Origin of the sequence: Acidihalobacter yilgarnensis (assembly GCF_001753245.1) — a bacterium.
Taxonomy (GTDB): domain Bacteria; phylum Pseudomonadota; class Gammaproteobacteria; order DSM-5130; family Acidihalobacteraceae; genus Acidihalobacter; species Acidihalobacter yilgarnensis.
In genome coordinates, this window is sequence record NZ_CP017415.1 from 1,641,694 (window position 1) to 1,667,611 (window position 25,918).

Consider the following 25,918-nt stretch of genomic DNA (forward strand, 5'->3'; position numbering starts at 1 on the left):
TCTTACCCCTCTGTTTGCCCCCGCGCCCAGCCACGGCTGAGTGCGACGGCCTGTCGCCAGCGCGCGTGCAGGCGGTCGCGCTCGGCGGCGGGCATGGCGGGTGTGAAGTTGCGTTCGCCGAGCCAGTGTTGCGCGAGCTGCGCACGGTCTGCGAGGCCGGCGCCGAGCGCGGCGAGGCCGGCGGCGCCGCGGGCGGTGGTCTCGGTGTGCGCGGGGCGGCGCACGGGCACGCCGAGCATGTCGGCCTGAAACTGCATCAGCCAGTCGTTCACGCAGGCGCCGCCGTCGACGCGCAGCTCGGCGAGCGGGATGCCTGTGGTGTGCGTCATGGTGTCGATGGCGTCGCGGGTGCGGTAGGCGATGGCCTCCAGCGCGGCGCGGGCGATGTGCGCGTCGCGGGTGCCGCGGGTGAGGCCGACGATCAGGCCGCGTGCGTAGGGGTCCCAGAACGGGGCGCCGAGGCCGGTGAGGGCGGGGACGAAGTAGACATCGCCGTTGTCGGGCACGCTGCGCGCCAGTTCTTCGACGCGGGCGGCGTCGGGAATCAGGCCGAGGCCGTCGCGCAGCCATTGCACGGCGGCGCCGGCGACGAAGATCGAGCCTTCGAGGGCGTATTCGGCGGGCGCATCGCCGAGCTGCCAGGCGACGGTGGCCAGCACGCCTTCGCCGACGACGGGGCGCGCGCCGGTGTGCATGACCACGAAGGCGCCGGTGCCGTAGGTGTTCTTGGCCATGCCGGGTTCGAAGCAGGCCTGCCCGAACAGCGCGGCCTGCTGGTCGCCGGCAACGCCGGTGATGGGGATCGGCGCGCCGAGGATGTCGGGGTCGAGGGTGGCGAAGTATCCCGCCGAGGGGCGCACTTCCGGCAGCACGGCAGCAGGAATGTCGAGCAGGCCGAGCAGTTCTTCGTCCCAGGCGAGGCGGTGGATGTCGAACAGCAGGGTGCGGCTGGCGTTGCTGACGTCGGTGACGTGGTCGCGGCCGCCGCTGAGGCGATGGATCAGCCAGCTGTCGACGGTGCCGAAGGCCAGCTCGCCGGCCTCGGCGCGACGGCGCAGGTCGGGGTCGTTTGCGAGCAGCCAGTGCAGCTTGGTGCCGGAGAAGTAGGGGTCGAGCAGCAGCCCGGTGCGCTCGCGGAACAGCGCCTCCAGCCCGCGGGCCTTGAGCGCATCGCAGAGGGCGGCGGAGCGCCGGTCTTGCCAGACGATGGCGCGCGCCACCGGCTGACCGCTGCGGCGGTCCCACAACAGGGTGGTTTCGCGCTGGTTGGTGATGCCGATGGCACGAATGTCGGCGGGCGCGATGCCCGCGTTGCGCACGGCCTCGCGCAGGGTGGCGAGCTGGGTGCCCCAGATGACCTCCGGCTCGTGTTCCACCCAGCCGGGCTGTGGGTAGTGCTGGGTGAATTCCTGCTGCGCCTGGGCCAGCGCGTGGCCTGCGAGGTCGAACACGATGCTGCGGCTGCTGGTGGTGCCCTGGTCGAGGGCGAGGATGTAGCCGTTATCGATGGCGGCATGCATGGCGGCTGGCCTCCGGGGCTTGGATGGGTCGCGCGGCGGCGTGATCGGTAGGCGTTTCGGTCATCGAATATCGCGAATGGATCGTCGGGTCGGGCGGTGCCATCAGTATAAGGTCTGCGCATACGGCCGCCACGCCGGCCAGGGCGACCGCCGCCGTTGGTTTGGGTATGATCTGCAGCCATTCCGCCGCCCGGTTGCCGACATGCTCGAAAAAATCATCGGTCTGCTCGCCGCCTTCGTGATCGCGACCATTTCCCATCTCGGTTATGCCGGGATTGTGTTGTTGATGGCGATTGAGAGCGCCTGTATCCCGTTGCCGTCGGAGATTATTTTGCCGTTTTCGGGTTATCTGGTGTTCCGCGGCGAGATGAACCTCTGGCTGGTGGCGCTGGCCGGTGCGTTCGGCTGCGTGCTCGGCTCGCTGGTGGCGTATTACGTCGGGCGCTTCGGTGGCCGTCAGCTGGTCGAGCGCTATGGACGCTACGTGTTGATTTCGCAGCGCGATCTGGCGCTGGCCGATCACTGGTTCGCGCGCCACGGCGACATCACCATCTTCGTCGGCCGCCTGCTGCCGGTGGTACGTACCTTCATCGCCTTGCCGGCCGGCATCGCGGGCATGGAGATCAAGCGCTTCGTGCTCTACACCTTCGCCGGCTCCTTCCTGTGGAGCCTGGGTCTGGTCGAGATCGGCGTGAAGCTGGGCGAGAATTGGGACACCCTGGGGCCGTATTTCCATCGCTTCGATGTCGTGATCGTCGCCGTGCTCGCGCTCGGCGCGGGGCTTTACGTCTACCGCCATCTGCGCCACGGTTGAGCGCCGGGGCGCGGCGGCGCATCAGTCCGTATCGATGTGCTGCCAGAGATACCAGGACGCCACCGAACGGTAGGGCGCCCAGAGTGCGCTGACCGCATCGGGCGGCGCATCGTCGCCGTACAGCGTGCGGATCGCGCGGCGCAGCCCGGCATCGCCCGGCGCGAACACGTCGAGGCGCCCGAGGCCGAAGATCAGAAACATTTCGGCGGTCCATCGGCCGATGCCCGGCACCTCGGTCAGGCAGGCCAGCGCATCCGTATCCGGCAAGGTCCAGAGGGCGGTGAAATCCAGTCGGCCGTCGAGGCTGCGCGTGGCAATCTCTTGCAGGTAACGAACCTTGCCCCCCGAAAGTCCTGCGCCGCGCAGGGCCTCGACATCCGCCGCGACGAGGCTCACGGCCGTCGGTGGCCCGCCGAGCAGGGTTTCCAGGCGTGCGCGGATGGTGCCCGCGGCGCGTGTGGATAATTGTTGGCCGATGATGCTGGCGCAGAGGGTGACGAAGGGATCGGGCCGCACGCTCAGCCGGCAGGGGCCGAGCGCGGTCTGCAGATGCGCCATCACCGGGTCGGCCGCGGCGAGGTGTTTTTCCGCCCGCCGCAGGACGGCGGGTGTCAGTGGATTTCGCGTGGCGATGAGGATGTCGCTCCTGAGGTCCGGCCGATCGCCCGGCCGCTGCGTTCGGCATACAATGCCGCACCCAGGCTACGTGTGTCGAACATGCTTTACATCGAACCCCAGGCCGGCGTGCAGCCGGTGGTGCAACTGATCGAATCGGCCCATCGCTCGGTCGATCTCAACGTCTACATGATCACCGACCGGCGTATCCTCGCGGCGCTGCGCGCGGACCATGACCGCGGGGTGCGCGTGCGCGTGATCATTCCCGAATATCCCTATCGCGCGGGGCGGCGCTTCGTCGCCACGGAGCGCCGCGAGCTGGCGCAGTCCGGTGTCGTGCAACGCTATGCGCCGCCGCGTTTTGAGGGCCGCTACGTTTTTGATCACGCCAAGTACATCGTGATCGACGGCGGCCGGCGTTATCTGGTGGGCACCGCCAATTTCACCTATTCGGCCTTCCGCCGAAATCGCGAATATCTGTGGATCGGCGACAACCAGCGCACCGGTGCGGCGCTGGCAGCGGTCTTCGCCGACGACTGGCGCGGGCGTCGCCTGCAGCGTCCGCTGCCGTCGCCGCTGGTCGCCTCGCCCGATAGCGCGCGGGCGCTGGCGGCAGTGATCCGTCAGCCGGGACCGGTCGCCATCGAGACCGAGGAATTCGGTGCGGTGCCGGCCATCGAGCGGGCGGTCCGTGCCAAACACGGCGACATTCGCATCCTGGTGCCGGCGCGGGAATCGCGACACGACCGGCGGGTGCTGGCGGGCTTGGCGCGCGAGGGCGCGCAGGTGCGCCTGCTGCGCCGGCCCTATCTGCACGCCAAACTGATTCTCGGTCGCGGCGAGGCCTTTATCGGCTCGCAGAATTTCAGCGCTTCCAGTCTTTACCGCAACCGCGAAATCGGGCTGCGCCTGCACGGGCCCGCGTTGGCACGTCTCAAGACGCGCTTCGATCGCGACTGGGCGCATGCGCGCCCGCTCGACGGACGCGACTGAGCCGGCATCACACCGGGCGTGACGGTGGTGGGTGATAGGCGGCGGGGTGGGGCTGCAGCAGCAGGCGGTGGCGCAGCGCGCCGGCCTCGCCGGCAGTCGCCTCAATGAGCAGGTGCATGTCGTTGCCGGCGCTGGTGGCCACGGGTACGCCGTCGCGGTAGAGCACGCGATGACCGGATTGCGGCGCGACGCGCTCGCCAGGGGTGACGATGCCGGTGAGATTGAGCGGATCGGTCGTGGCCAAGGCGATCAGTTCGCCGCCACCGGGTCGGCGGCGTATCTCGCGCAGCGCGGCCACCGCCTCCGGCAGGGCGTACTGTTCGCCCGCGAAGCCTTCCACGAAGCGCCCGCCGCGCAGCTCGCCGCGCGCCTCCAGGCGGCGGAAGGCATAGAGCAGCGCACGCCAGTCGGGCAGACCTTGCTCGCGCTCCAGCAACTTGCGGAATACCACACCATAGCGGCGCAGCAACACGCGGGCGATCTGTTCGGCGTGGGTATGCACCGACTCCGCCGCGCCGCGCGGCGCGCGCAGCAGCGACCAGCGTCCCGCGGCGGCCAGTGGCGCCGCACCCTGGACCCGACGCGCGCGCCGTCGCTGCACCTGACGCAGCGTGATCATCGCCCGCAGTCCCTGGAAGCCGTCGGCGGTGGCAAGCCCGGCGGCAACCAGCTCGCCCAGGGCTTCCTCAAGCTGGCTGCGCAGCAGGCCGGCGTCGCTCAAAAGATCCTCGAAGAAGCTCGCGCCGGCGCTGGCCAGCAGCGCGTGCACGCGGCGTGCGCCGTCCGAAAGTCCGGCGAGGCGATCTTGCGGCCAGCGTGCGAAGTGCTGCCAGGCCGGCAGCCCGGCACGGGTGATCAGCGACAGCGGCGTGGTGCGGACCGCCGGTTTGCGCCGGCGTCCGGGTTTGCCGCCGGCCGGTGGCTGCAGACGCAGCCAGCTCAGTTGGCCGCTGCGGCACAGGGCGTCGAGCGCGTCGCCCCAGTAGGGCTGGATGCGCGTCGGCAGAATGTCCGCCTCCCAGCTGGCCGCTGGCAGGTTCAGGCCTTCGAGCTGCGCAACCCGCTGCAGTAGCGCGGATTCGCCCTCACCGGGGTCGTCCAGACCCTGCCAGTGGAATAGAAACCGCATGAAATCGGCCGGACTGACTGGCTCGATCTCGCGGCGCAGCTGTTTGAGCGTGTAGCGATGGATACGCGCCAGCAGGCCGCGCTCGCACCATTGTTCGTCTATCGTGTCCGGCTCGAAGCGACCACGTATGGCGAAGCCCTCGGCTTCCAGTGCGGCGAGCGCCGTGTCGACCGCATTCGAAGGCAGGGACAGCGGCGCGGCCAGTTGCGAGACACTGATCGGGCCCAGGCCTTCCAGGCGGCTGCGCACGAGTTCGCGCAGGGCCTCGTCGGCATCGGTAAAGGTTTCGTCGCCGGCCGGCTCGATTGGTGGGTTCTCGGTGGTGTCTGGCAGCACTGTGCGCCAGCCACGCAGGCGCTCGGCCGCGACCCACAACCGACCCGCGGGCGCATCGAGTGCGGTGGCGCGCTGCGTTCCGGCAAGTACCTCGAAATAGGTCCGCCAACCGGGATCGGCCTCGTGTTCCGTCAGGGCTCCGAACACGACGAGGGCATCGTGCAGCTCGTCGGCGTTGCGCACCAGCGGCCAAGCCTCGGCGCGCACCTGCGCGATCGCGGCGGGGTCCAGCCGGCCGATTTCGCTAGCCGATTGCGGGTCCATGTGGCGGCGCTGCTGCACGGCGAGGACGCGGCGCTCCTCGGCGGGCGCGTCGTCTAGGAAGGCGTAGGGCCGGGCGTTGAGGATTTCTAGGGCGAGCGGTGAAGGCGTGGCGGTCTCGCGCGGGACGATCTCGACCGTGCCGGCCTCGATGCCGGCGAGCAGCCGCCGCAGACCGTCGATGTCCATCAGCTCGTGCAGGCAGTCGTACAGCGTCTGCGCGACCAGCGGGTGCTCGGGCACCTCGCGTTCGCCGGCAAGGTTTTCGGCGCAGGCGAGCTGGTCGGGGAAGACCACCGCGATCAGGTCCTCGGCGTCGCTGCGCTGAAACTGCGGCGGCTGCCGTCGCCCGGCACGGTTGCGCGGCACGGCCAGTGCGGTGTTGGCGACCCAGCGCCAGCGCGTGCCGAACATGGGCGCGGCGAGCAGGGCTTGCACCAGCACGCCCTCGGCGGTTTCGGGTTTGAGATAGCGGGCGGGTTCGTCGAGCGGAAAGCTGTGTGTGGGCCCGAGCGAGAGGACGATGCTGTCCTCGCTGGCGGCAGCCTGTAGTTCGAAGTTGAAGCGGCGGCAGAAACGCTTGCGCAGGGCCAGCCCCCAGGCGCGGTTGAGGCGCGAGCCGTAGGGCGAGTGGATGACCAGATGCTGGTCGCCAAGCTCGTCGAAGAAGCGTTCGAATACCACACGTGTCTGGGTGGGCAGCAGGCCGAATGCGGCGCGTCCGGCGGCCAGATATTCGACCAACTGTTCGGCGGCTGCGGATGGCAGCCCGAGGACGTCGCGAGCCTCGCGCAGCGCGCTTTCGGTGCCTTGAGCAAGCAGGGCGTCGAAGTCGGCGCGCAGTGCGGATACCGATTGCGATAGCTCGTCGCTGCGCCCCGGCGCCTCGCCGAACCAGAAGGGGATGTTCGGCGGCTGGCCGTGGGCATCCTCGACGAATACGCGTCCCTGTTCGATTTTGAGCATGCGGTAGGCGGTATTGCCGAGCTGGAATACGTCGCCAGACAGGCTTTCAAAGGCGAAATCCTCGTTCACCGTGCCGATGAACAGCCCTTCGGGTTGGAGGATGACCTGGTAATCGAACTGGTCGGGGATGGCGCCGCCGTTGGTGAGGGCGACGAGGCGCGCGCCGCGTCGCGCGCGTAGCACGCCGTGAACCGCATCGCGGTGCAGATACGCGCCGCGTCGGCCGCGACGGGTGTGGAAGCCCTCGGCAAGCATGCGCACCACCGCGTCGAAGTCCGTGCGCGCAAGACCGCGGTAGGGCCAGGCGCGGGTGAAGGCGCGATACAGCGCATCTTCCTCCCAGTCGCGGCTGGCCACCTCGGCGACAATCTGCTGCACGAGCACGTCCAGTGGGTGTGCGGGTATGGCAATGCGATCCAGCGTGTCGCGCGCAACCGCGCGCAGCAGGGCGGCGCATTCGACCAGGTCGTCGCGCGACAGCGGGAACAGCCGGCCCTTGGGGAGGGCGCCGAGACGATGGCCGGAGCGCCCGACGCGCTGAAGCAGGGTCGAGATGGCATGCGGCGAGCCGAGCTGGCAGACGAGGTCGATGTCGCCGATGTCGATGCCAAGCTCCAGCGAGGCAGTGGCCACCAGCGCGCGCAACTCGCCGCGCTTGAGTCGCTGTTCCGCATCCAGCCGGTGCTCGCGCGCGAGGCTGCCGTGGTGGGCGGTGACGGCGGTCTCGCCGAGACGTTCGCTGAGCGCGGCGGCGGCACGTTCGGCCAGGCGGCGTGTGTTGACGAAGATGAGCGTGGTGCGGTGTGCCTGGATCAGGGTGGCGAGACGGTCGTAGACTTCGCTCCAGACTTCGTTGGACATGACCGCTTCAAGCGGTGGGCCGGGCAGCTCTAGTGCGAGGTCGCGGTCGCGCATGTGGCCGGTGTCGACAATACGGCAGTCTGCGTCTCCTCCGGTCAGGTAGCGTGCCATGTCCTCAATGGGTTTTTGCGTGGCCGACAGGCCGATGCGTACCGGCGGACGCGGCGTCAGCGCCGCCAGTCGCTCCAGCGACAGGCTCAGATGCGCGCCGCGCTTGTTGCCGGCCAATGCATGGATCTCGTCGACGATCAAGGTTTCGACGGTGGCGAGCATGTTGCGGCCGGAAGCCGAAGTGAGCAGCAGGTAGAGTGATTCTGGAGTGGTCACCAGGATGTGCGGCGGGCGGCGCTTCATCGCCTCGCGCTCGCCCGGCGGCGTGTCGCCGGTGCGTACTTGGGCGTGGATCGGTACGTCGTGCACCCCGGATTCGAGCAGCGCGTCGCGGATACCGTTGAGCGGCAGCTCCAAGTTCTTGCGGATGTCGTTGGACAGTGCTTTGAGCGGCGAGACGTAGAGCACGCGTGTTTCGTCGGGCAGTGGCGCTTCCAGTCCGGCGCGCACGAGGTCGTCGATGGCGGCGAGAAAGGCCGCCAGCGTCTTGCCTGATCCGGTCGGGGCTGCGATCAGGGTTGCCCGGCCCGAACGAATCGCGGGCCAGGCGAGCGTCTGGACTTCGGAAGGCGCCTCGAATTGCGAGGTAAACCAGCGGGCCACCGCTGGGTGAAAATGCGATAGGGCCATGGGGGAATTCTGGCAGCGCGCGCGGGGAGCGTCCAGTTAGACGAGTAGCCCTGGCGTCGTAGTCATCGGATGCTAAACTGCTGTGTAGTGTCGGCATTCAAAAAACGACCGACACTTGCGCATTCATCGAGACGACCGTTGCGTGCCAGGGCTGGGGGCCAGACACACAAGGAGGTGTACCCCGTGACCAGTATCGATCTGGCGCGTTTTCTGGGCATCGGCGAGAAGGACGTTTCATGTGTCCTGAATCACGCGGAGGCGCTCGCCGCCGATGCGGATGCGTTGTCCGCGGGTTTTTATGGTTATCTGCAAGATTATCCTGAAACCGGTCGCCTGCTCGGTGATTTCGGCATCGAGCGTATGCGCGATCTGTCGCATCTGCTGGCGGAAAACTTTCGACGTATGCTCCGACTTAAACCCGGTGAGTCACGTCAGGACATTCAGTCTGCGCTGGGTTCGGTGCATTATCGCGCCGGCGTCATGACGACCTGGGTGGTGGGCGCTTACAGATTGTACGTCGATTATTTACATGACCGCCTTGCGCAGCTGGGTCTGGATGATGACGACCGACGTCGGCTCGACAAAGCGCTGATCAAATATGTCTTTTACGACATGATTTTGCAGTTGGAGGGCTACGAACAGGCGCGTCTCTCCGACCTTGGTGAGGGTGATGCCGTTGCCCGTGCCGTCCTTGAGGCCACACTAACACTGGACAAGGCAAGCGCACCCGAGGATGTGTTGACCTCGATCTGCGATCGCGTGGTGTCAGCTTCGGGGCATTTACGTGCGGCCTGGTTCTGTCTTGGTGGGCATGAGCCGTCCACACTCACCCCGGCTTACCATGCTGGAGACCGGGTAGCCGTGCCCGACCAGCTCTCGCTAAATCAAGATGATCCTATCGCGTGCGCATTGCGTGAGCAGAGGCCCCTGGTATTCGATCCCACCGTTGCGACCTCACCGGACTGGAGCAGACGACATCCAGAGGTTCGAACGATCGGCATTTTTCCTTTTGGGTTACGTAATACTGCGCTGACCGGATGCTTCGTGGTTCACGCGGACATGCCGCGCTATTTCAACAATACGGGGCTGACCATCTTCGAGGCTTTGGCGACCCTGGCACAGCTCCTGATGGAATTACGGGATCAGGTACAGCGTGATGCACTGACCGGATTGGCAAACCGAGAGGCCTTTTCGACGCATCTGTCTGTTGCGGTAGAGCGAGCCGCGCGCGATGGGCGGTTGGTGTGCGTGGGGATACTCGATCTCGATGATTTCAAACCGATCAATGACCGCTACGGACACGCGGCGGGTGATGATTTGTTGCGCATGCTCGCCGAACGTCTGCGACAGAGTTTACGGGGTTGCGATATGGTTGCGCGGCTGAGCGGTGATGAATTTGCATTGATACTCGAGTCGATTGTGACCCTCGGTGAGGCCGAACGGGTTTTCGAACGTATCGAAAAGGCTTTGGGGCAGCCATTCGTGTTGCCGGATGGTACGCAGCATACTTTGAATGCAAGTCTCGGCGTGACGATTTATCCCTTCGATGAGTCGCCCCCGATGGACTCATTCGACATGCGGATCAAGCCATGTACGAGGCTAAGAATGCCAAGGCAGGGCGCGCGTGTTTCTGGCGTTATTGGTCGCCTACCCAGGATGCTCGCGAGGAGACGCCGCCCTGGCCATTGTCGGCACATCCGATAGCCTATTTCCAGCCAGTGGTTGATCTGAGAGGGCGTGGTGTCGTTGCGGTCGAGGCGCTCGCGCGCTTGATGCTGGCCGACGGTCGGGTGCTTACGCCTGCGGCCTTTCTCGATGGAATGAGCGCGCAGTCAAGGCGCGACTTAAGCCGTGAAATGCTGCGGCAGGGACTCGCGTTGTTGGCCCGGCTCGATGCGCAGGGTATCTCGCTGGGTTTGTCTTTCAATGTAGATGCCGATTTTATCCTCGATGCGGACTGCGTCCATTGTTTTCGCGACCTTGTCGATGCCAGCGGCATCGACCCTGGACGCATCACGCTTGAAATACTGGAGAGCGGCGAGTTCCTCACCACTGAAAGCGCGCTTGAGCTGATGCGCGCGTTGCGTGAGGCCGGTGCGCGTATCGCGCTGGATGACGTGGGGTCGGCCTATTCATCGCTACTGCGTCTCAAGGAGTTGCCGATCGACCGGATCAAGCTCGATCAGGCCTTCGTGCGGGATCTGGCGCAAGGGCCGGATAATCTGGTGTTCGTGATGGCACTGCAGTCTCTGGCTCAGGGACTGGATGTCGAACTGATCGTGGAAGGCGTCGAAACCCCTGCCATGCTCGACGCAATGATTGCCTTGGGCGTGGACTCGGTCCAGGGCTACGCATTGGCTCGGCCGATGCCGGCCGACCAGCTGGCGGCCTGGATGATCGACGGGGCCATCACCCCGCATCGCAATGATCGGCAGCCAGATACCTTACTCGGGGCTTACGCCGCTCACCTGCGTCAGCGTGCACTGATGGATTCGATTATCCGCGAGGGGACCTTTGTCCATGTCTTGGACGTGATACATGACTGCCCTCTGGTGCGCTATCTCAGCGCACAGGGCATGCGAAACGACCATCCCCTGCTACAGATACATCAGAGAATTGTGCATATATTCCATGGACGCCGTCGTCTGATCGATCTGGAAACGTCGGATACGAATTTAATGGCGGCGGAGCAGCATCTAGCACGTTTGGTTGCGGATGCATTGTCCGCCGAGGCGGCGGTGAGCTGCTAACGGATATCCATTGCCGAGGGAGGGCGTGTCATTTGAATGGCGATGGCGCCAGGTCCGTCTGTATCCGGATTGCTGCCGTCTGCCTGCCCCGTCTTGTCGTATGCGGTATCTCAAGCGAGAAGTATGCGTATCGCGCCCTGTCTGAAAGCGCGATACGCCGCAATGCTCCAAGCGCCCCATTCATGCGTTCGCGATTGACCTACACTCAGATAGAAATGGATCTTCCAAGCTACTTAAATGGGTAATCGAGAATTCCAAAATTCCAACGGGCCGTAGCGGCCCAGGTGTTCCCGTATCGCCATGCATGGACACACACGATGACGGCGCAGTGTTCCATCGTCTCACCCTCCAGGGAGCCCTAGCTTGCGTGAGTCACTGGATTTGGGCGCGCACCGCCCTCTGGACCGTCCCGGAACCACTCGCGCCCACCCGACGACCGCGGATGGTGATCGGTCATGAGAATGGGCACTTCGAGCGAACGAGCTCATGCAGATGAAATACGGCACGGCCAGGGCTTGGTTTCGCCGTTACCGTGTAGCAATAAATGGGTAGCTTTGTTCCTTATCCGGCCGCGATCTTTCTGGCATGAGAGATGTTGGTGCTGTCGTCGCGATTGCCTGGGTGTGCTGCTGCAAGTTGAGAATATAACCAGATGAATTAGTTGTTTTTTTACCTGTTAATTGCGGGAAAACCGTCATGAACGATCCATTCAAGGACGCACTCGAAGCGCTGCAGACGCGTTTCGTCAATCACTTGCCGACCCGGTTACAGGCAATTAGAAACCAATGTCGCCAATTGCAGGAGACCGTTGAGCGAGGGCGTTGGCCCAACACCGAAATCGATGCCTTGTCGCGCTTATTACACGATCTTGCCGGTGCTGCAGGTACTTTTGGTCTTGCGCGTGTGAGCGTACTGGCGATCGAATTCGGTCAGCAGCTCGACAATTTTCGTGAATGCGGCGAAGCGCAGGGATTGGCGACGTTGGAGACTGCATTCGGCCGCTTTGATCTTGGCGTGGTCGACGCGGCTGCGAATGAAGTTGCGCCATTGCGCGGGGAGCGCAAAGTCAATGGCTCAGCACCACCGCTGGTTTATGTTGTTGAGGATGATGTCGCACAATCAGCGCCTTTGGCACAGGCCCTGCTGGCAGAGGGTTATCGTGTCCGGGAGTTTGCCGACCTAGACGGCTTCATGAATGCATGCGAACAGGATGAATGGCCAAAGGCCGTCATCATGGACATGATTTTTCCAGAGGGCAAAGAGGCTGGAGCCAGGGCGATTTCGCTGCTGCGTTCGGATATTACGCAACCGCCCGCGGTCATTTTTCTGTCCGTGCGTGACGACCTTGAAGCGCGTTTGGCGGCGTTTCGTGCCGGCGCCAGCCGTTATATCGTCAAGCCCGTCGATACCGCGCGCCTGGCCCGTCTACTCGACGACCTTACCATGCGCGTCCCCGCGCAGCCGTATCGTGTGCTCCTGGTGGATGATGATCCTCAGCTGTTGCAAGCCCAGGCCTTGCACCTGCGTCAGGCAGGTATGACGGTGCATACGCTCGATGATCCGCTACAGGTTATGGCGGTCTTGCGAAGTTTTGAACCCGATGTGGTGGTGCTCGACGTCTATATGCCCGAGGCAACGGGCCCAGAGTTGGCCGCTGTGCTCCGAGAACAGGAGGAATTTACATACCTGCCGATACTCTTCCTATCGGCAGAAACGGATATCAGCATGCAGTTGCTTGCACTCAATCTCGGCGGGGATGACTTCCTGGTGAAACCGATTCGCCCCGCGCATCTGGTCGCAGCTGTCAGCGCTCGTGCGCGGCGTGCCAGACTCAATGCGGAGCTTGGGGGGCGTGTCGAAACATTACTATATGAGCGTGAGCGGGTTCACCAGGCGCTCGACGGGCAATTAATGCTGGCGCGTTTCGATGCGCATGGCTTGATCCGTTCAGTTAATGAACGATTGCTGGCGGCTACGGGGTATATGCGTGACGAATTATTGGGGCGCGACTACCGCACACTCGCTTCAAGCCTCCAGCAGGACGCTTTTTATCGGGAAATGGGCGAGGTGGTCGCGCGTGGCGACATCTGGCGTGGACGTCTTGCAATACGCCGTCGCGATGGTACGCCGCTGTGGGTGGATATCTCGCTAACACCATTTCTAGACGCCGAGGGTAGTGTTTACGAATATCACGCGATGTTGGTGCATGCCTCGCCGGGGGTATCACCCATGGGCGAGGCGGTTTGACGGAGTTGATTACATGTCGGACTTGAAGGATCGGAATGGTTATGCACCCTCTGGTGCGATGCCGGCGCCGCTGCCCCCAAACGAGGCGGATCGTCTCGACGCGCTGCGGCGGTTCGCGGTGCTCGATACCGCACCGGAAAGCGATCTCGATGAAATTGCTGCCCTGGCATCGGAAATCTGCGAGACGCCGATAGCGCTGGTCTCGCTAGTGGATGAGCACCGTCAGTGGTTCAAAAGCCGCGTGGGGCTGGATGCACAGGAAACGCCTCGCGAGATGGCTTTTTGTGCACATGCAATTCTTGGCGATACGATTTTTGAAATTCCAGATGCACTCGAGGACCCTCGTTTCCGAACCAATCCATTGGTGACGAGTGCACCGGATATCCGTTTTTATGCCGGGATGGTGCTGGCAACTTCGGATGGACTCAATCTGGGCACACTTTGCGTGATCGACCGTGTGCCGAGGCGTTTAACGGAGCGTCAGCGGAGCATACTCATGCGCCTAGCGCGCCAAGTGAGCAAATTTCTGTCGCTGCGTTTGACGTTGAACCATTATGCAGAGCAGTCCGCCTTTCAAGAGGCGTTATTGTCGAGTGCGGGGGCGGCCATTATCGCCTGCGCACCGGATGGGCGCATCACCCGTTTCAATGCAACGGCCGAACGCTTGTTAGGTTACCAGACGGAAGAAGTGATCGGCCATCGCGCAGATGAAACCTTTCTGCCCCTAGACCTATCTCTGGTGCCGCAGGTCGCGGCGAATGCGGGAGGAGGCTGTTTTGACACCCTGCTGGCAACGCAAACTGATCAAGGCGAGCAGGGCACGGGCATGGTGGAGACCCGCTATCGCCATGCGGATGGCCGGGAAATCCCGGTATTGCTGTCGATCACGTCGATTCGAGATGCCGAAGGGCGTGTGACCGGACAGTTGGGCGTTGCTCATGAGATGTCCAAACTCAAACGGGTACAAAACCGTCTGGACCGGCAGCAACAGGCCCTGCGCGTACTCAACGAGATCGCCGCACATCCCGGTGACGATATCCAGGCGCAATTGACTTTGGCACTCAAATTGGGCGCCGAATATCTGGGTATGAGCCATGGGATTATCAGCCGTATCGTCGATGAGGATTTCGAAGTTTGGGCACAGGTTTCGCCAGCGAATGCGCTGCATGAGGGACAGCATTTTCCGCTGAATACGACTTATTGCAGCCTTGTCGTCGGTTCCTCAGACGTATTGGCTATCGACCGGATGTCAGCATCGTCTTTTGCCGACCACCCTTGCCATGATGCCTTTCATATGGAGTCCTATATTGGCATTCCAATTTGGATGGAAGGAGAAGCCTTTGGCGCACTGAGTTTTTCATCGCATGACTCGAAGCCGGGGGGCTTTGATGAGGCGGATCGCGATTTCTTGCGTTTGTTGTCGGGTTGGCTGGGCTCGACTCTCATGCGACAGCGTGAACAGGCCATGCGGGATGAGCTTCTGGCGCGACTGCAAAAACTTTCGGCACATGTACCGGGGGTTGTTTATCAATATCTTTTGCGTGTGGATGGTACGAGTAGTTTTCCCTATGCCAGTGAAGGCATCCTCGATATCTATGGTGTTTGTCCCGAGGCCGTGAGAGAAGATGCCAGTGCCGTTTTCGCTGTAATACACGCAGCCGATGTACCCGTTGTCAGGTCATCAATCGAACGCTCGGCGCGGGAGCTGACGGTGTGGCATATGGAATACCGCGTCGATCATCCTCAGCACGGGACGATCTGGGTGGAGGGACGCGCCACCCCGGAACGATTGCTAGATGGCGCGATACTTTGGCATGGCGTCATTACGGATATCACTGCCCGCAAAATCGCCCAGGATGTGCTAGACCGCGAGCGTCAGCGCATGGTGAGCATCATTGAAGGTACGAATGCGGGTACTTGGGAATGGAATATCCAGACCGGGGAAACAGTATTCAACGAACGGTGGGCGGCAATCCTTGGGTATCGTCTCGAAGAGTTGTCACCGACCACTGCGGATGTTTGGCGACGGCTGCTACACCCCGAAGATGTCGACCAAGCCGGAAAACAGCTGGCAGCCCATTTCGCCGGCGAGTCGCCATACTACGATACCGTGCTGCGCATGCGTCATAAGCAAGGGCATTGGGTTTGGGTACATGCACGCGGGCGCGTCGTGAATTGGCTAGCGCCAGGCAAACCTTTGATGATGTACGGGACGCACGCGGATATCACGGAGTCGCGAGAGCAGGAGGAAGAGATTCGCAATGCCAGGGCTTTTTTACAGGCAGTAATCGATTCATCCACTGGCGTATCCGTGATCGCAACAGACACATCCGGTTTGATTACCCTGTTCAATTCAGGGGCTGAACGCCTGTTGGGATATAAAGCCGAAGAAATCATCGGCTGCATGACGCCGGCACCCTTTCATCTGGAATCCGAAGTCCAGGCGCAGGGCATCTTGCTAAGCGAGGCATTCGATAAACCGATTCAGGGCTTCGAGGTGTTCGTCGCCAGGGCCACGCTCGGTGAAGCGGAAACGCGTCAGTGGACCTATGTGCGTCAGGATGGCGAGCATCGACAGGTTAATTTAACGGTCACGGCCATTCGTGACGAATCAGATCGAATTACGGGATTTCTAGGCATTGCTTCTGATATTACGGAGTTGGTGCGCACCAGCGATGCACTACAGGACAGTGAGCAGCGTTTTCGAGGCATGGTCGCCAATTTGCCGGGTGTAGTGTACCGGTCATCTGGTGATGATGGTCGTAGCATGCGATATATGAGTGGCGAAATCGAGCAACTTGCAGGTTACCCGGTGAATGCGTTCCTTGATGAGCCAAGACGTTTATTTGGTGACCTGATACATCCGGATGATCGCGCCATGGTGCTCGAGGCATTGTCACGTATGCGGGCAGGGGAGACTTGTGAATATAGTTATCGCCTAATTCATGCCGACGGCCATGTGGTCTGGGTTTATGAAAAAGCACGTGGTGAGTTCGATCAATCAGGAAATTTTTTATGGTTCGATGGATTTTTCTGGGACATTACGGCTAGGCGAACCATTGAAAATGAACTCAAGCTCAGCCAAAAGCGTTTCAGCGGTGCGTTTGCGACTGCGCCACTGGGTATGGCGTTGGTTTCGCTGGATGGGCGCTGGCTGGAAGTCAATGACAAGTTGTGCCAGATACTCGGCTATGAAAGAGATGACTTATTAGAAACGGATTTTCAACACATTACGCACCCGGATGATCTGGATGCGGATCTTGCACTCGTGAGCCAGCTCCTTGCCGGAGATGTTCCTAGTTATCAGCTTGAAAAGCGATATTTACATCGAAACGGAAAAATAATTTGGGCGTTGCTTAGCGTGTCACTGGTGCGGGATGTTCAGGGAGATCCCGTTCATTTTGTTTCTCAAATAGAGGATTTTACCTCACGAAAATTGGCGGAAGAAGCGTTGCTAGAAAGCGAAAAGAAGCTATCGACACTATACCGTATGTCGCCCGTTTCCATCATGCTTAACCGGTTCGATGATGGGCAGTTCGTTGAAGCCAATCCTGAGCTGTTCCGACTGACCGGTTACGAAGAAAATGAGTATCGCCAATTAAGTTATTGGGATATAACGCCTGATGAATACGCTGCACAAGAACAGGCGCAGATCGAATCACTACGTACTCGTGGAGTATATGGTCCTTATGAAAAGGAATATATCTGCAAGGATGGTAGGCGTATTCCCGTGTTATTGAATGGTTCTTTGATCGAAGGCATTGATGGTGAAAAATACATATGGTCAATCGCACAGGATATCAGCGAGCGCGTACTGGCGGAGCAGCGTGCGATAGAGCGCGAACGCTACGTGCAAGCGGTTATCGACAACGTCATCGATGGCATCGTAACGCTGGATGAGATGGGTTGTATCGAATCCTTCAATCGCGCGGCAGAGCGTATTTTCGGTTATCGTCAAGCCGAGGTGCTTGGCTTGGATGCCGCACGTTTATTGTCTGCTCCGCAGGGCATGGTTCTAGAAATGGCCTTGCAGACCTACCGTAAAACGGGTGCGGCACAGAATTGGAATGATCCGCGAGAGACTGAAGGCGTGCGTCGAAATGGCGATCCATTTCCCATGGAGCTTTCGCTTTCGGAAATTCGACATCTTGGACATGCGCGATTTATCGCGGTCGTGCGTGATATCACCGCACGCAAGCGTATGCAGGAGATGAAGGATGAATTCGTGGCTACGGTCAGTCACGAGCTGCGTACGCCACTCACATCAATCAGTGGTTCGTTGGGCTTGCTGGTGAGCGACGCTCTGTCAGCGTCCCCTGAAAAATCGCGCCCTCTGATTGAAATTGCACACAAAAACAGTATTCGGTTGACGCATTTGATCAATGACCTGCTCGATATGGAAAAAATGGCTGCCGGAAAAATGCACTTCGATATATGCGTGCAGCTATTATTGCCCTTGGTTGAACAGGCGATTGACGCTAATCAGAGCTATGCGGATCAATATAAAGTTCGATTGGTATTGACTAGGCGAGAGGCGAATGCGTGGGTCAATGTCGATACGCAGCGGCTGCAGCAAATATTGGCCAACTTTATTTCCAATGCGGCGAAATTCTCTCCACCCGATAGCACGGTTGAGATCAGTATCCATGCTCAAGGTGAAAATGATTTCAGAATCGAAGTGCGCGACCAAGGGCAGGGTGTCCCTCTGGCATTTCAGGATCACTTGTTTCAGAAATTTGCGCAGGCTGATGGGTCGAGTGCGCGGTCGAAAGGTGGGACCGGCTTGGGCTTGGCCATTAGTAAGGAAATGGCTGAAAGAATGGGGTGTGCAGTTGGATTCGATTCCATTGAAGGGCAGGGAGCTTGTTTCTATATCGATCTGCCACGTGTGCCCGAGACAGCCAAGGCCGGTCCTGATGGTGTCACACGATTTTTCCCCGATGGTATGAGCGAGATGGATACGATGGACTGGATACTCGTGGTGGAGGACGACACGGAAGTCGCGGTACGTGTTGGATTGACGCTACGAGAAGCCGGTTTTGCCGTGGATTTGGCCTTCAGGGGCGCGGAAGCACTCGCCAAATTGGCCGAGCGTAAGTATGTCGCCATCACCCTTGATCTCATGCTGCCGGACATGAACGGTCGCGAGACGCTTGAGTCGGTGAGGCATGCTGTGAACGAACGGCATAGCGACGTGTTGATCATCGTGATGTCCCAGCTGGGTCACGCTCAGCTGGGTGTCGAATGTGACGATGCAACCATTGTGTGGTTTGATAAACCCGTCGATCTTGGCGAATTGATTTCCGTGCTTCAGCTACATACCCAGATGGGGAAATCCACGCCATAAATTGCGTCGTTACATGGGAAATTTATGATGAGCCAATTACAACGCATCCTATATGTCGAGGATGAGCCGGATATCCAGGCGGTTGCCCGCGTCGCATTAGAGATGGTGGGCGGCTTTACAGTAGAAATTTGCAGCTCAGGCGTTGAGGCTTTGAGCGTGGCGCCTGTGTTTATGCCGGACATCATACTGTTGGACGTGATGATGTCCGGTATGGATGGCCCGACTACATTGACGCGTTTACGCGAACAGCCTGAACTTGCAGGCATTCCAGTGATCTTCATGACGGCGCGGATACAACCGCATGAGGTTTTGCAATATCAATCGATGGGCGCGATAGGCGTCATTCCAAAACCCTTCGATCCGATGCAGCTGAGTGATCAGGTCAGAACTTTCTGGGTAGAGGTCCAAGCCGAATGACGCAGACGGATCATGAGGCAGTCGAGCGAGAGCTCGCGCGGCTTAAGGCCATGTATCGAGAAAGTTTACGCGACGCGTTAATCGAGTTGGATCAACTGGCATCCCAATTGATACATGACGAAGGAGGACGGGATGTCATGAGTGCATTGCAGAGCCGTCTGCATCGTTTGAGTGGCTCAGCCGGTACCTTCGGTTTGCCCGCCTTGAGCGAAGCGGCTCATGTACTAGAAGTGCTCGTTAATGAATGGCTGAATACAGAACCGACCCCGGTAGTATCGGCCCACGTTCTGGACGAATTTGCCGCGGATATCGGTGGTCTTGCATCCTTGCTATTGGAGAATGATCGCCCGGCATGCGCGGCAGATGCTTCACCACCTGGGACGCTGGTCGCTCAGGCGGTCAGTCGACAGGTTTGGGTGCTTTGCGCTGATGATGCCTTACGGCAGGAGCTGATGGGGGCGCTAAACCAGTTCGATTATCAGGTAATGGGCTTCCAGACGCCGGGTGAGGTGAATAATCAGCAACTGCCGGATGCTCTGGTTGTGGATATTCGGTTGTCGGGGTTGGGTGAAGATGCGCAATGGTTGTCTAAATTCACTGGACCGTTGATAACCCTCGTCGACTCGATGGATTTTGACGATTGCCTGAGTGCTGCCTGGTTGGGTGCAGATGCCGTGTTTCAGCATCCGACCGATGCGTCTGAATTGGCGACACGCATTGACTCGATGCTGCGTGAACGGGACATACAGGCGTATCGCGTTTTGATTGTGGACGATGATCTCATCCTTGCCGAGCATTATCGGCTGGTACTAACGGCTGCTGGCATGCGCGCCGAGATTCTGGATGCTCCCACACTGATCATTGAAAGAGTCGCCAGTTTTCGCCCCGAATTGATCTTGCTTGATGTCAATTTGTCGGGATATTCAGGGCCTGATCTTGCTTCGGTTATTCGCTATCACGACGAGTGGGTGGGTTTGCCGATCGTTTACCTGTCCGCTGAAACCGATCTCGATCGCCAGATCGATGCACTAAGCCGTGGGGCTGATGATTTTTTGGTCAAACCAATATCGGACACCCAACTGGTAGCGGTTGTGAAGGTGCGTGCACGTCGTTTCAGGCAGCTGGCTGAGTTGATGTATCTCGACAGTCTGACCGGGCTGTACAAGCATGGCCCAATCAAGGACGAACTGCGTGCTGAGCTGGGGCGTGCGCGCCGAAATCAGGCTTCGCTTACAGCAGCGATGATTGACATCGATCACTTCAAGCAGGTTAACGATACCTATGGTCATGCGCAGGGGGACCGCGTGATCAAGGCGTTGGCTTATTTGCTCAAACAAAGGCTCCGTCAGTCTGATCGCATCGGGCGTTATGGCGGTGAGGAGTTCCTCGTCATCATGTCGGCTTGCGACGCGGAAGAGGCGAGGCGAGCGTTGGATGACATCAGACTCCGGTTTTCCGCGCTCCAGTTTCACCACGAGGGCAAGGTGTTCAATTGCACCTTGAGTGCCGGGGTTGCAGATAATGCGGTGCTGGATGATGAGCCGCAGGCGCTGCTGGCTGCGGCCGATGAGGCATTGTATGCAGCGAAGCGCTCGGGACGAGATCGCGTCGTGTTGGCGCATGCGAGTCGGGATTGAGGTTGCATTCAGATGCTTTCCCTTGCCAACAGTCAGGTTGCAACCTTTTGCCGGGTGGTGGCGTGTATATACACTGAGAGCATTCTGGGTATGCAAATATGTCATTGATGTTAAAGACGATAGACCATTTGCCAGTGATGCTCCCTGGATGTCCGTTCGTCAGGTGTATACATCGTAGTGTGAATCAGCGGGTGCATTTCCCGACGCAGGCGTTATCATATGCACACCGCGGTCGCAATCCGATTCTCGGAGATGGCCGGACTACCGACGGCAACTTGCCGGTATTACACACTTCTACATTGGGAAAGCAGCAAGGGCCACGTCAGCGGCTTGGCGCATAGGCGGGCTTTTAAGAACAACAGCGAGTGATCGCCATGAAATTGAGTTATTACAAAGGACCCTGCATTATTTCCGGCTATGTCAATGGACGCAAATTCAGACCGTCGAATTGGTCTGAACGCGTTGCGGAAAGTGGCGGTGTGTTCCATCAGGATACCAAGGTGCTTGAGTATGCTGCGCACCTGAGTCCGATGTATCACGAGGAATACGGTCATTGCATCCATGTCGATTTCGACATCCTTGCGATGCAGCAGCCCGGTGTCTACGAATACATCGTCTGGTTCGTGGAAAGCAATGGTCTTGAGGTTGTGCCGTTGACCGATGATCCGACGGAAAATACCGTGGGTTTCGATCAGTCCGAGGCTGCTTGACCTCCTCCTATCATCCCGGCTGTTCCTACACGAACGGTAAGGCACGCGTTCTGCGTGCGTAAACAAGCACTACTTCCCGGTTTCATCCGGCTGTTTATTCAAAGTGGACTCTCGCCCGTAAGTTTTACCCAGAATAACTGATGTCCAGTCCGGAATTTGAAACTGGAATCATGCCGTCAGCACCCGATGCCATCGGATCGCATCCATCGGGCGATGCGGCCACTCCAGATGCCTATTGGGCAGGCGGGGTGCCATCCTTCCAGGTTTCGTAACGCCGCCATTGCAGCCATTCCTGAAAATCACGGTAGGTCTTGGAGTCCTTTGGTAGCCGGAGGAATTGCTGGTAGGCCTCGAATGCCTTGAACTCGTTCACGCTTGCGGCACTGGGTGTCTGGGTAGGGTGGGCTGGTGATGTCTTTGCTTCATGCGGTGCAGACGAGGTGACGGACTGCTGGCTGGAGGGGGCAGGTTTGTGGCCCAACAACGAGGGCTGATTCGGGTTGTCCGAATAAATCATCATGCCGTCCGGTGTGGCGTACGGTGAGTTGCGATCCATGACGCCAGGGCCGGGGGCCATGCGGTCACTGCCGGGCATATCGTTGAGGTGGGCAGGACGAATAGGCCCGCATCCCGCCAGCAAGACAGTCAGGCAGATTGCAGCGCCCGTCCAGGGCAGGGCTGTCTTCATTGAGTCACTCCCATCAAGGCGATGCCGCCGGATGACGGCATCGCCGTATTGCATCGCAGCCAAAGCTTACATGAACTTGATGCGAGTGCCGATGAACAGCTGGTTGATGTCCTGGGCATTGCCGACACCCATGCCGGTTTTGACGTAGCTTGGCAGGTTCAGCTTGTAGTTGTGATAGGAGGCATAGAGCTGGATCGCGTTGGTCCAGTTGTAGACGTAGGCGGCACCGATCTGCGAACCCTTGACGCCCTTGTACATCATGTCCTTGGTTTGCCCATAGTTCACGACGAAATGGTTCTGGCCAACAATGTAACCGACCTGACCAAAGTAATTGGTCGCGTTGTATCCCTTTTGGCTGTAGGTGCCCTGACTCGTAACCTTGTTGGTTTCCTGATGCCCCATTGACACGGTGAAATTAAGGCCGTTGGCGAGCAACAATGAAGCGGCGCCGTTGTATATCTTCAGACGCGTGTAGTCGGTCGAGCCGACGGTCACAATACCCGTACCCGGGTCGGTCGTAATGCCTTGATTGCCGGTATTGACCCAGCTTGCGCCGGCAATGAACTTGGCGCCGTCACCCAAGTTGGCTTTGTAGCGTGCCGCAAGTTCGGAGGCGCCGCCGTTGTCATAACTCCCCGAGAGTACCAGTCCCCCAAATGATGGAGAATCGTAGCGCACGCGGTTCTGACGACCGATCGCGTTGAACGGGCTCATGACCTTGCCGATGGTGGCGATACTCTGACCGGCGCTATCCACAAAGGTGATACCGGCGCTGTACAGCTCGTACCAGACGCCACCCCCGATAAAGTTCGTGCCGGAAAGATCCATGGTGTTGGCGTAATAGGCGGCGCCATTGCCCTTGCCGAAACTCAGCGTGCCGAATTCGCCCTGCATGAAGGCGTCAACGATTCGCGTGTCGAGTTGCACGCTCCCATTCGAGTTCTGACCGATGTCCCATGAGGAAGAAGGGAGCTGGGTCAGGCCGATTTCATAATGGAAACCCACCTTGATCCCGTTACTCATGTCCTGCGAGCCAGTAAAACGGAATCGCGAATTGGAGCCGTTGTTGTCAACGCTGGCGATATCGGATTGCTTGCCGTTATTGGCGTAAGTCAAAGCCCGATCGATCTGTCCTGACGCCTTGAAGCTCATGGCCTGTGCCGCGGGCGTCAAGATCAAACCGGCTGCTGCCAGCAGGGATACGGGTAGTGCTTTTTTAAATATGAACGTATTCACGCTCTTATCTCCTCCTGAGGGTGATGTCGCTACGGGCTGGTAGCCCGGCAAGATCGTTGGTTATGCCTACTAACTAAAATTTATAGTCGGATGCCCTTGTCGTTTGGTGATTCATGCATGGTGACTGGGTGGCCCGGATTATTGTCATGACCTGCGGTTAGCCAACAATGGGAGAGTTTTAGGCGAAATGGCGGAACGATGTCAATTCTGATAAAAAATAAAAATAAACAAATATATTAAAATAATAATATTAAAGATTTTTTTATTTATTGAGTGCGAAGGGTTCATGTGCAAGCGCACAGTGGCTGAACATGTTGCCCGCGGCGCCTTAGATTGTCGTTGACCGCGAACGGTTTGAAGAGAGGGGGGCTGAGGGCGAGGCAAAAATAAAGCCGGCGCTTTGGTGGGCCGGCTTTATTTGAAGGTGCTGATAGCAGTTTGGTGGGCGGTAGTGGGATCGAACCACTGACCCCTGCCGTGTGAAGGCAGTGCTCTACCGCTGAGCTAACCGCCCGAAACGTGGCCGAATCATACTGGCGCCCCGCGTATCAGTCAATCGTCCGCCCATGAATGCCATGACGATTCATGGGGAGCGTGACGCGGGCTTCGAATCCACCTCCGGGGAGATTGTCGAGATCAAGACGCCCATTGTGATCGCGTGCGATGCGTTCGACGATGGCCAGTCCAAGCCCGATGCCGCCGCTGGCGGAACCATGCACGAAGGCGCGAGGCAATTCGCCCAATTGCTGGGTGTTTATGCCGGGACCGTGATCGCGTATCCGCAGGATGACGTGGCCTTCATCGGGGGTCGTGGATACCTCTGTGGGCGGTGAGCCGTGATTGAGGGCATTGTCAATCAGGTTGCGAATCAATCGGCTCATGCCGACGGGTTGCATCGGGAAGGCGTGCTCGCCAAGCCCGCGGGTGAATCGGATGTCTTGGGATTGATCCGGATTCCCGCTGCGCTCGATAGTCTCGGCAATGAGGGGGTCCAGCGCGATTACACGTAGAGGTTCTTCGCGCCCATCTCGTGCATAACCGATAAATTGCTCGATGATAGCGTCCATTTCGCGTACGTTAGCGATGATTTCGTCGCGAGTTTCGGCTTCGCTTGCGGGCAGGAATTCGCTGGCAAGACGGATACGGGTTAATGGGGTGCGTAGGTCGTGCGATACGCCGACGAGGACGAGTTGCCGCTCGCGGATCAGGGCGTCGATGTCGGTGAGCAGATGGTTGAAACGGCTGGCAAGTTGGCGAATGTCTCGTGGACCACGCGCAGTTACGGGTTCTGGTAGACGACCATCGCGCATACGTGCGACGGTATTGACTAGGGTGCGTAAAGGCCTGTTGATCTGGCGTGCAGCCAGAAAACCGCCGAGCAGAGAGAGCAACAACAAGGCGATTAGCTTGAGGTATGGGGGTGGTACTGGACTGCCTTGACTCACTGGCAGTCCGAGGGTGACGTGATGAGCCCCCTGCCAGCTCAACCAGAGCATGTGATTGGCATGATCGATACGAATGGAAGCCGTGGCGCCCAACCGCTGTTGAAGGCGCGTCTGTACCGTGCGGAGGAATCGGTTTTCGGGTGCGTGCCCCTGTGTCGGTGGCTGATTTCCGGTGACGAGCACGATATGTCGATTGTCGAATTGCTGTTGCAGCTCGCGGTAGGCCGAGGGCGGAACTGCGGATGCGAGGATCAGCGTCTGGGCCCATAGATCGGCTAGGCGCTGGCTGCGGGGGCCATATTCATAGGCATGGAGGAAGCCATACAAGGCGACCTGTCCGAGCAGCAGCAGACTGGCGATCAGTAACACCATGCGTGTGAACAAGGTGTCTGGCCAAAGCGAGGCACGCAGGGAAGGTATCATTCAGGCGGTGTCCCAGGTTCATTTGCTGAGAGGCCATCTTCGCCGTTGGGCGCGAAGGCGTATCCAAGACCCCAGACCGTTTGCAGGTATCGGGGGCGGCGTGGATTGTCCTCCACGAGACGGCGCAGGCGCGAGATTTGCGCATCGATGCTGCGCTCGCTGGCATCGCTGCCACCGCCGGTCAATAGCACTTGTAGGTGTTCGCGTGAGAGTGTTTGGTAGGGGTGGGCAGCAAGTGCGTGGAGCAGTGCAAACTCACCGCTGGTAAGGGCAATGATGCGATCTTCGCGATAGAGTCTGCGTTCGCCGAGATCAAGCCGAAACGGCCCGAAGTGTATCTCGCCGGGCGTCGGTGTGGCGCTTGGGGGATCGTTTTCGCTGCGCCGGAGTACGGCGCGGATGCGTGCTACGAGTTCTCGTGGCTCGAAGGGTTTGGAGAGGTAATCGTCGGCGCCGAGTTCAAGACCCAAGACCTTGTCCGGAAGCTCACCGCGTGCGGTGAGCATGATGATGGGGAGGCTGGCATGGCTCTGGCGCAGGCGTCGACAGACGGATAGTCCATCTTCTTGCGGCATGAGCACGTCAAGTAGGAGCAGGTCGAAATGTTCACGCTGCAGCAGGCGGTCCATATGAGCGGCATCGCCCACGGCACGGGCATCGAAGCCCTGTTCTTCCAAATACCGTCGCAGCATGTTGCGTAACCGCGGGTCGTCATCGACGATCAATAGTTTGGGCATAGCCTACTGCATCCGTGAAAGGGTCGTCGTCGAGTGGATCGACGA

General features: G+C 59.8%; 16 protein-coding genes and 1 tRNA gene. 9 read left to right on the top strand and 8 right to left on the bottom strand.

The window, feature by feature from the left end; genetic code table 11:
- Positions 1-2 precede the first annotated feature (2 nt).
- The gene (glpK, locus tag BI364_RS07880; protein ID WP_070078270.1) at positions 3-1,520 is read right to left on the bottom strand and encodes a glycerol kinase GlpK; all 1,518 of its coding nucleotides are present in this window, start codon (positions 1,518-1,520) and stop codon (positions 3-5) included.
- Between the two features lie 202 nt (positions 1,521-1,722).
- On the opposite strand from glpK, the gene BI364_RS07885 reads away from it, so the two are divergent.
- Positions 1,723-2,334, top strand: coding sequence for a DedA family protein (locus BI364_RS07885; RefSeq protein WP_070079965.1), 612 nt, complete (start codon positions 1,723-1,725; stop codon positions 2,332-2,334).
- Positions 2,335-2,355: 21 nt separating this feature from the next.
- Here the strand turns inward: BI364_RS07885 and BI364_RS07890 are convergent, their stop codons facing one another.
- Positions 2,356-2,892 (bottom strand): DNA-3-methyladenine glycosylase family protein, encoded by a 537-nt coding sequence (locus tag BI364_RS07890; RefSeq protein WP_156782668.1) that lies wholly within the window; start codon positions 2,890-2,892, stop codon positions 2,356-2,358.
- A 159-nt stretch (positions 2,893-3,051) separates the two neighbouring features.
- Between BI364_RS07890 and BI364_RS07895 the strand changes: the two genes are divergently transcribed.
- Positions 3,052-3,942, top strand: coding sequence for a phospholipase D-like domain-containing protein (locus tag BI364_RS07895; protein ID WP_070079966.1), 891 nt, complete (start codon positions 3,052-3,054; stop codon positions 3,940-3,942).
- 7 nt (positions 3,943-3,949) lie between these two features.
- Here BI364_RS07895 and BI364_RS07900 read toward each other — a convergent pair whose 3' ends face one another.
- Entirely contained in the window at positions 3,950-8,236 is a 4,287-nt protein-coding gene (locus BI364_RS07900; protein WP_070078272.1) for a DEAD/DEAH box helicase, read from the bottom strand.
- 183 nt (positions 8,237-8,419) lie between these two features.
- Here BI364_RS07900 and BI364_RS07905 point away from each other — a divergent pair, with 183 nt between their 5' ends.
- The 7 genes from BI364_RS07905 to BI364_RS07935 all read left to right on the top strand — a co-directional run bounded on the left by BI364_RS07905 (position 8,420) and on the right by BI364_RS07935 (position 21,344).
- Positions 8,420-9,940, top strand: a complete 1,521-nt coding sequence (locus BI364_RS07905) for a GGDEF domain-containing protein (protein WP_197495960.1) — start codon at positions 8,420-8,422, stop codon at positions 9,938-9,940.
- On the top strand, positions 9,922-10,986 hold the full coding sequence (locus BI364_RS07910) for an EAL domain-containing protein (protein WP_197495961.1): 1,065 nt from the start codon (positions 9,922-9,924) through the stop codon (positions 10,984-10,986). Before BI364_RS07905 ends, BI364_RS07910 begins: the two co-directional genes overlap by 19 nt.
- A 696-nt stretch (positions 10,987-11,682) precedes the next feature.
- Positions 11,683-13,233, top strand: a complete 1,551-nt coding sequence (locus BI364_RS07915) for a response regulator (RefSeq protein WP_070078275.1) — start codon at positions 11,683-11,685, stop codon at positions 13,231-13,233.
- A 13-nt stretch (positions 13,234-13,246) separates the two neighbouring features.
- The gene (locus tag BI364_RS07920; protein ID WP_070078276.1) at positions 13,247-18,580 is read left to right on the top strand and encodes a PAS domain S-box protein; all 5,334 of its coding nucleotides are present in this window, start codon (positions 13,247-13,249) and stop codon (positions 18,578-18,580) included.
- A 27-nt stretch (positions 18,581-18,607) separates the two neighbouring features.
- Complete coding sequence (locus tag BI364_RS07925; RefSeq protein WP_070079967.1) at positions 18,608-18,997, top strand: response regulator; 390 nt, start codon at positions 18,608-18,610, stop codon at positions 18,995-18,997.
- Between the two features lie 50 nt (positions 18,998-19,047).
- Positions 19,048-20,634, top strand: coding sequence for a diguanylate cyclase (locus BI364_RS07930; RefSeq protein ID WP_233279621.1), 1,587 nt, complete (start codon positions 19,048-19,050; stop codon positions 20,632-20,634).
- A 374-nt stretch (positions 20,635-21,008) separates the two neighbouring features.
- Positions 21,009-21,344, top strand: a complete 336-nt coding sequence (locus BI364_RS07935) for a DUF3579 domain-containing protein (RefSeq protein ID WP_070078278.1) — start codon at positions 21,009-21,011, stop codon at positions 21,342-21,344.
- A 232-nt stretch (positions 21,345-21,576) separates the two neighbouring features.
- On the opposite strand, the gene BI364_RS07940 is transcribed toward BI364_RS07935, so the two are convergent.
- The 5 genes from BI364_RS07940 to BI364_RS07960 form a co-directional block, all read right to left on the bottom strand.
- On the bottom strand, positions 21,577-22,032 hold the full coding sequence (locus BI364_RS07940; RefSeq protein ID WP_156782669.1) for a hypothetical protein: 456 nt from the start codon (positions 22,030-22,032) through the stop codon (positions 21,577-21,579).
- A 66-nt stretch (positions 22,033-22,098) separates the two neighbouring features.
- Entirely contained in the window at positions 22,099-23,268 is a 1,170-nt protein-coding gene (locus BI364_RS07945) for a porin (protein ID WP_070078280.1), read from the bottom strand.
- 439 nt (positions 23,269-23,707) lie between these two features.
- Positions 23,708-23,782, bottom strand: a tRNA-Val gene (locus tag BI364_RS07950).
- A gap of 34 nt (positions 23,783-23,816) precedes the next feature.
- A complete protein-coding gene (locus tag BI364_RS07955) occupies positions 23,817-25,136 on the bottom strand; it encodes an ATP-binding protein (protein ID WP_070078281.1) in 1,320 nt (439 codons plus the stop codon).
- Positions 25,133-25,873: a response regulator gene (locus BI364_RS07960; RefSeq protein ID WP_070078282.1), complete on the bottom strand. Its 741-nt coding sequence runs from the start codon at positions 25,871-25,873 to the stop codon at positions 25,133-25,135. The genes BI364_RS07955 and BI364_RS07960 overlap by 4 nt, the downstream gene beginning before the upstream one ends.
- Positions 25,874-25,918: the final 45 nt, after the last annotated feature.